We start from the raw sequence: 5,292 nt of genomic DNA, 5'->3' as shown, positions 1-5,292 counted from the left end.
CACACCCCACACCCCACACCCCACACCCCACACCCCACACCCTGTCCCCACGAAAAACTTTTTGCCGCAAACCCTAACTAAAAACCGAGTGCCGAACACGAAAAAATGACTTTTGCCTCCGTTATTCGCAACATTGAAAAATCGCCATTAACTGCCGAACTTATCCAAAAACTGGAGAAAAATGGCAATTTAACCCTAACGGGCCTTGCCCGCTTACCGAAAGGATTAATAAGCACAGCTTTCGCCCGTTGTCAAGGAAAAAATCTTTTAATTATCTGTGCCAATCTGGAAGAAGCGGCACGTTGGGCGGCACAATTAGAAGCGATGACGTGGAAAGGTGTTTTCTTTTATCCCACCTCGGAAGCTTGCCCCTACGAGACATTTAATCGGGAATCCGAGATGATTTGGGGACAGATGCAGGTATTATCGACAATCATTCATCAAGAGGCTGGAATGGCGATCGTTACCACCGAAAAGGCCCTGCAGCCCCATTTACCCCCTAGAGAGGTTTTCGAGCAGTATAGCGATAATTTTGAGGTAGGAAGGGTGATAGAAGCCAAAAACCTCGATCTAACCCTAGCTAGATTAGGATATGAACGGGTTTCACTGGTAGAAACCGAAGGGCAATGGAGTCGTCGCGGCGATATCGTTGATATTTTCCCAGTTTCGGCAGAATTACCGGTCAGGTTAGAATTTTTCGGCGATGAATTGGAAAAATTGCGAGAATTTGACCCTGCCACCCAAAGATCGCTCGATTCTATCCCCAATCTGCTTCTTACTCCCACTAGCTTCGCGGCGATGATTGCCCCTTCTCTCCCCCCGACAGTGGCCGATTATCTGGAGGCCGAAGAGCGAGAAAAATTGGCTAATGGCATTTATCCAGAGGGAATTGAGCGATTTTTAGGCTTGGCCTTCCGTCAACCTGCCTCTTTATTGGATTATCTCCCTGACAATACTCTTATTGCCTTTGATGAACTGGAAAGCTGTCAAGCTAGAAGCGATCGCTGGATAGAATATATTGGGGAACGCTGGCAAGAGATAGAACCAGCTTTACCGAAAATTCACCGTTCTTTTGGCGAATCTCTGCAAATATCGCCTAAATTTCCCCATCTCTACCTCTCGGAAATAGACGATCACCTGTCCGAAAATAGCCTTAATCTCTCCAGTCGTCCGATTCCCACCAATCCGGGACAATTCGCCAAACTAGCGGAAATTTTACGGGGAAAAAGAGAGATTTATAGCGGTATTAAACTAAATAAGTACGCTACATGGTTAATATCTGCCCAACCCTCCCGCACAGTCTCGTTATTACAGGAACACGACTGTCCGTCCCAATTTATCCCCAATCCCCTCGATTTTGGGGCGATCGATCGCTTAATCATTCAAAACACCGCTACAGCCCTAAAATACTCAGGATTAGCTGAATTAGAAGGTTTTATCCTACCCACCTATCGCATAGTCGTCGTTACTGATCGAGAGTTCTTCGGGCAACATCTTTTAAATACTGCCGGTTACGTCCGCAAACGTCGGCAAGCAGCCTCGGTACAGGTGGACGTGAACAAACTCCGTCCCCTCGACTTTGTAGTACATAAACACCATGGCATCGGACAGTTTATCAAACTAGAAAAGCAAGAAAGCACAATTAGCGGAATAGTGCAAGGTCGAGATTATCTAGTTATTAAATATGCCGATGGATTATTGCGGGTTCCTGCCGATTCTGTTGATAATCTCTCCCGTTATCGTCATACAGGTAATCAAGAGCCAGAATTACATAAAATCTCTGGCAAAGCGTGGGAAGCGACGAAAGCTCGCGTCAGGAAGTCAGTTAAGAAGTTAGCGGTTGATTTAATCAATATTTACGCCCAACGGTCCCAAAAATCGGGTTTTGCCTATCCGATGGATAATCCCTGGCAGCGGGAGTTAGAGGATTCCTTTCCCTACCAACCCACTGCTGATCAACTGAAAGCGATACAGGATGTGAAACGGGATTTAGAAAGCGATCGCCCGATGGATCGCTTAGTCTGTGGGGATGTGGGTTTTGGTAAGACAGAAGTGGCCATTCGTGCTATTTTTAAAGCTGTCACCACGGGTCATAAACAGGTGGCTTTATTAGCACCAACAACGATTTTAACCCAACAACATTATCACACCCTAAAAGAACGTTTTGCCCCCTATCCCATCAACGTGGGTTTATTAAATCGTTTTCGCACCAATTCCGAGAAAAAAGATATCGTCCAGCGCTTGAAAACGGGGGAATTGGATATAGTGGTGGGGACGCAGTTGTTATTGAGTAAAGCGGTGGAGTTTAAAGATTTAGGATTATTGGTAATTGATGAAGAACAGCGTTTTGGGGTCAACCAAAAGGAAAAAATTAAGGCTTTTAAAAGTAATATTGATGTGTTAACCTTGAGTGCGACACCGATTCCCCGGACTCTTTATATGTCCCTTTCTGGGGTGCGAGAAATGAGTTTAATTACCACACCTCCCCCCTCTCGTCGTCCCATTCAAACCCACCTTTCTAGTTATAATTCTGATGTGATTAGAACGGCAATTCGCAATGAATTGGATCGGGGGGGACAGATTTTTTATGTAGTACCCAGAATCGAGGGAATTGAAGAAAAAGCGGCAGCAATTCAAGGGATGATTCCTGGTGCTAGAATTGCCATCGGCCACGGTCGTATGGATGAGTCCGAATTAGAGACCACCATGTTAGCATTTAATAATGGGGAAGCGGATATCTTAGTCTGTACGACTATTGTGGAGTCGGGGTTAGATATTCCCAGAGTTAACACAATTATCATTGAAGATGCCCAAAAATTCGGTTTAGCGCAACTCTATCAACTGCGGGGACGGGTGGGGCGATCGGGAGTACAAGCGCACGCTTGGTTACTTTATCCGGCCAAGGCAGAACTAACAGAAACCGCTCGGGAAAGATTAAAGGCAATTCAAGAATTTACCCAGTTAGGATCGGGGTATCAATTAGCGACTAGGGATCTGGAAATTCGCGGTGCGGGTAACTTATTAGGTGCGGAACAATCGGGACAAATGGAAGCGATTGGTTTTGATCTATATATGGAAATGTTACAGGAAGCTTTGCGAGAAATTCAAGGTCAAGAAATTCCCCAAGTGGAGGATACCCAAATCGATCTGAAATTAACTGCATTTATTCCTAACGATTATATATCCGATCTGGAGCAGAAAATGGATGTCTATCGGGCGATCGCTACTGCCAATTCTCAGAAAGCTTTAGGACAAATTGCCGCGGATTTAGTGGATAGATACGGGGCAATTCCTGCACCGGTGGCACAATTATTTAAGGTAATCGAGTTAAAACATCTGGCTAAATCCCTCGGTTTTTCGCGAATTAAACCCGACGGAAAACAGCATATTATCCTAGAAACTCCTATGGAGGAACCAGCGTGGAAATTATTACAAGAACACCTACCCCAACATATACAATCACGCTTTGTTTATAGTCCCAAACAGGTGACGGTTAGGGGTTTAGGAACGGTAAAACCACCACAGCAGTTAGATAGTTTATTGGAGTGGTTAGCTAAGTGTAAAGATGGTTTACCGACGAGGAATTAGACTAAATCCTGTTTAAAAAGTATAGGAGACTGGGAATTATGAATTATCAATTATCAATTATGAAGTGGGGAGCAGGGGAGAAGATAATCACTAAAAGTAATCTCCTGTCTCAACCGGGAAATTACTTTTGCAAGACTACCTAAGTAGCTGGTTATAATTAAGTTAAAAATGGATTTTGCCTTTAATCCCCCCTTGATAAGGTAGGGTTGATTCATGAATCAACCCTACCCTTGATAACGGGGATATCTGATAATTTTTAACGCCTACCTACTCATAAGGTGCTTTGGGTACGGAGAGAGAGGGATTCGAACCCTCGTTAAAGTTACCCCTAAACAGCATTTCCAGTGCTGCGCCTTCAACCGCTCGGCCATCTCTCCAATTGAGGTCACGATCATCAATCCTACAGTAAATGCTGCCGATCTGTCAAATTATTTTTCTTTTTCCGACGATGACCGATCAGGTTATACTTCATCTGGACGGGAAACCCTGTCAGTTAATGGACCTGCGCTTTGATAATGTACCTTTTGGGCGAACGCAGTTCGCCCCTACATTGTGGACAAAATCCGTTACTGTAGGGGCGCAAAGCTTGCGCCCTCCGATCGATTGGGATATTATTCCCACGCAAGTCCCTAAGCACATCCTAGATATTGATTTAAGATTGCTGCCGTAGCTAGACCAGTTTTTTGCCAACTAAACTCATCGGCCCGTTTTTTGCCTAGATGACTTAATTTTGAGTGTAATTGTCGATCTTGAGCGATAATTTTTAGGGCATCGGCTAGGGACTCGACTCGATAGGGATCGATTAAAATTGCCGCTGTTGCCGTGACTTCGGGCAAAGATGACAAATTTGAGGTAATAACGGGTGTACCGCAGGCCATAGCCTCTAAAACGGGCAATCCGAAGCCTTCCCAGAGACTGGGGAAGACTAAAGCAGTGGCTTGACTGATCACCTTGGGCAGCTCATCGTAGGGGATATAATCGAGAAATTTAATGCGATCGCTGACTGCCAATTCTCGCGCTTGTTGTTGTAAATTGGGGGTATAACGGCGATCAAAGCTGCCGGCAATCCAAAGATGATAATCTGTTAAATCTGGGGGCAGTTGGGCAAAAGCGGCGATTAAACGCGGTAAATTTTTATAGGGATTGGGACGACCGAGATAGAGAAAATAGGGATGCTCTGGCTTATTATCTTCCATAGGACGAAAGTGATGATGATCATAGGCTAGGGGAATAGAAGTAATTTTATCGGCGGGAATTTGATAATATTCAGTGATATCTTTGGCCGTTGCCTGAGAGTTACAGATGATATGTTTTGCCTGTTGTAATACCTGCGGCACATAATAACGGAAATAGTGAGTTAAGGGGGAAGTAAAACTGGGAAACCGCAGGGGAATTAAATCGTGGACCATGACGACAAAGCGACAATGAGAATTTATCGGTGCTTCTGGGAGGGGAGAAAAGAGTAAATTGGCGTTTAATTGTCGGTAAATTGACGGTAACTGCCACTGAGTCCAGAGTAAGCGTTTTAAATGACCTTTCGCTCCTCGATCGGGGCCGAGACCCTTGGGGATAGAATAACAGTTAAAGTCGGGATAACTATTAGCTGTTAGTAGGGTTGGTTCTAAATTTTTCAGGTAGGGTAAGAGGTTAAGAATGTAGGTACTGATTCCCGTGGGTTGGGGAAAAAGTACCGAGAGATTAATT

2 protein-coding genes and 1 tRNA gene are annotated in these 5,292 nt (G+C 44.7%); 1 reads left to right on the top strand and 2 read right to left on the bottom strand.

What is annotated here, in order from left to right; genetic code table 11:
• Positions 1–105 precede the first annotated feature (105 nt).
• Positions 106–3,588 (top strand): transcription-repair coupling factor, encoded by a 3,483-nt coding sequence (gene mfd, locus PX484_RS15520; RefSeq protein ID WP_287766915.1) that lies wholly within the window; start codon positions 106–108, stop codon positions 3,586–3,588.
• 290 nt (positions 3,589–3,878) lie between these two features.
• Here mfd and PX484_RS15515 read toward each other — a convergent pair.
• Positions 3,879–3,965: transfer RNA gene (locus PX484_RS15515), tRNA-Ser, on the bottom strand.
• Positions 3,966–4,217: 252 nt separating this feature from the next.
• The gene (locus tag PX484_RS15510) at positions 4,218–5,291 is read right to left on the bottom strand and encodes a glycosyltransferase family 4 protein (RefSeq protein WP_288104596.1); all 1,074 of its coding nucleotides are present in this window, start codon (positions 5,289–5,291) and stop codon (positions 4,218–4,220) included.
• Position 5,292: the final 1 nt, after the last annotated feature.

It is taken from the genome of Microcystis sp. M49636_WE2 (assembly GCF_030065375.1).
Lineage (GTDB): Bacteria > Cyanobacteriota > Cyanobacteriia > Cyanobacteriales > Microcystaceae > Microcystis > Microcystis aeruginosa_C.
Note: the sequence above shows the minus strand (reverse complement) of the source record. Positions and strands in the feature narration are given on the sequence as shown.

What these genes read in the sequence shown, in the direction of transcription:
- mfd (WP_287766915.1), top strand. Translation starts at nt 106, where the DNA reads ATGACTTTTGCCTCCGTTATTCGCAACATTGAAAAATCGCCATTAACT.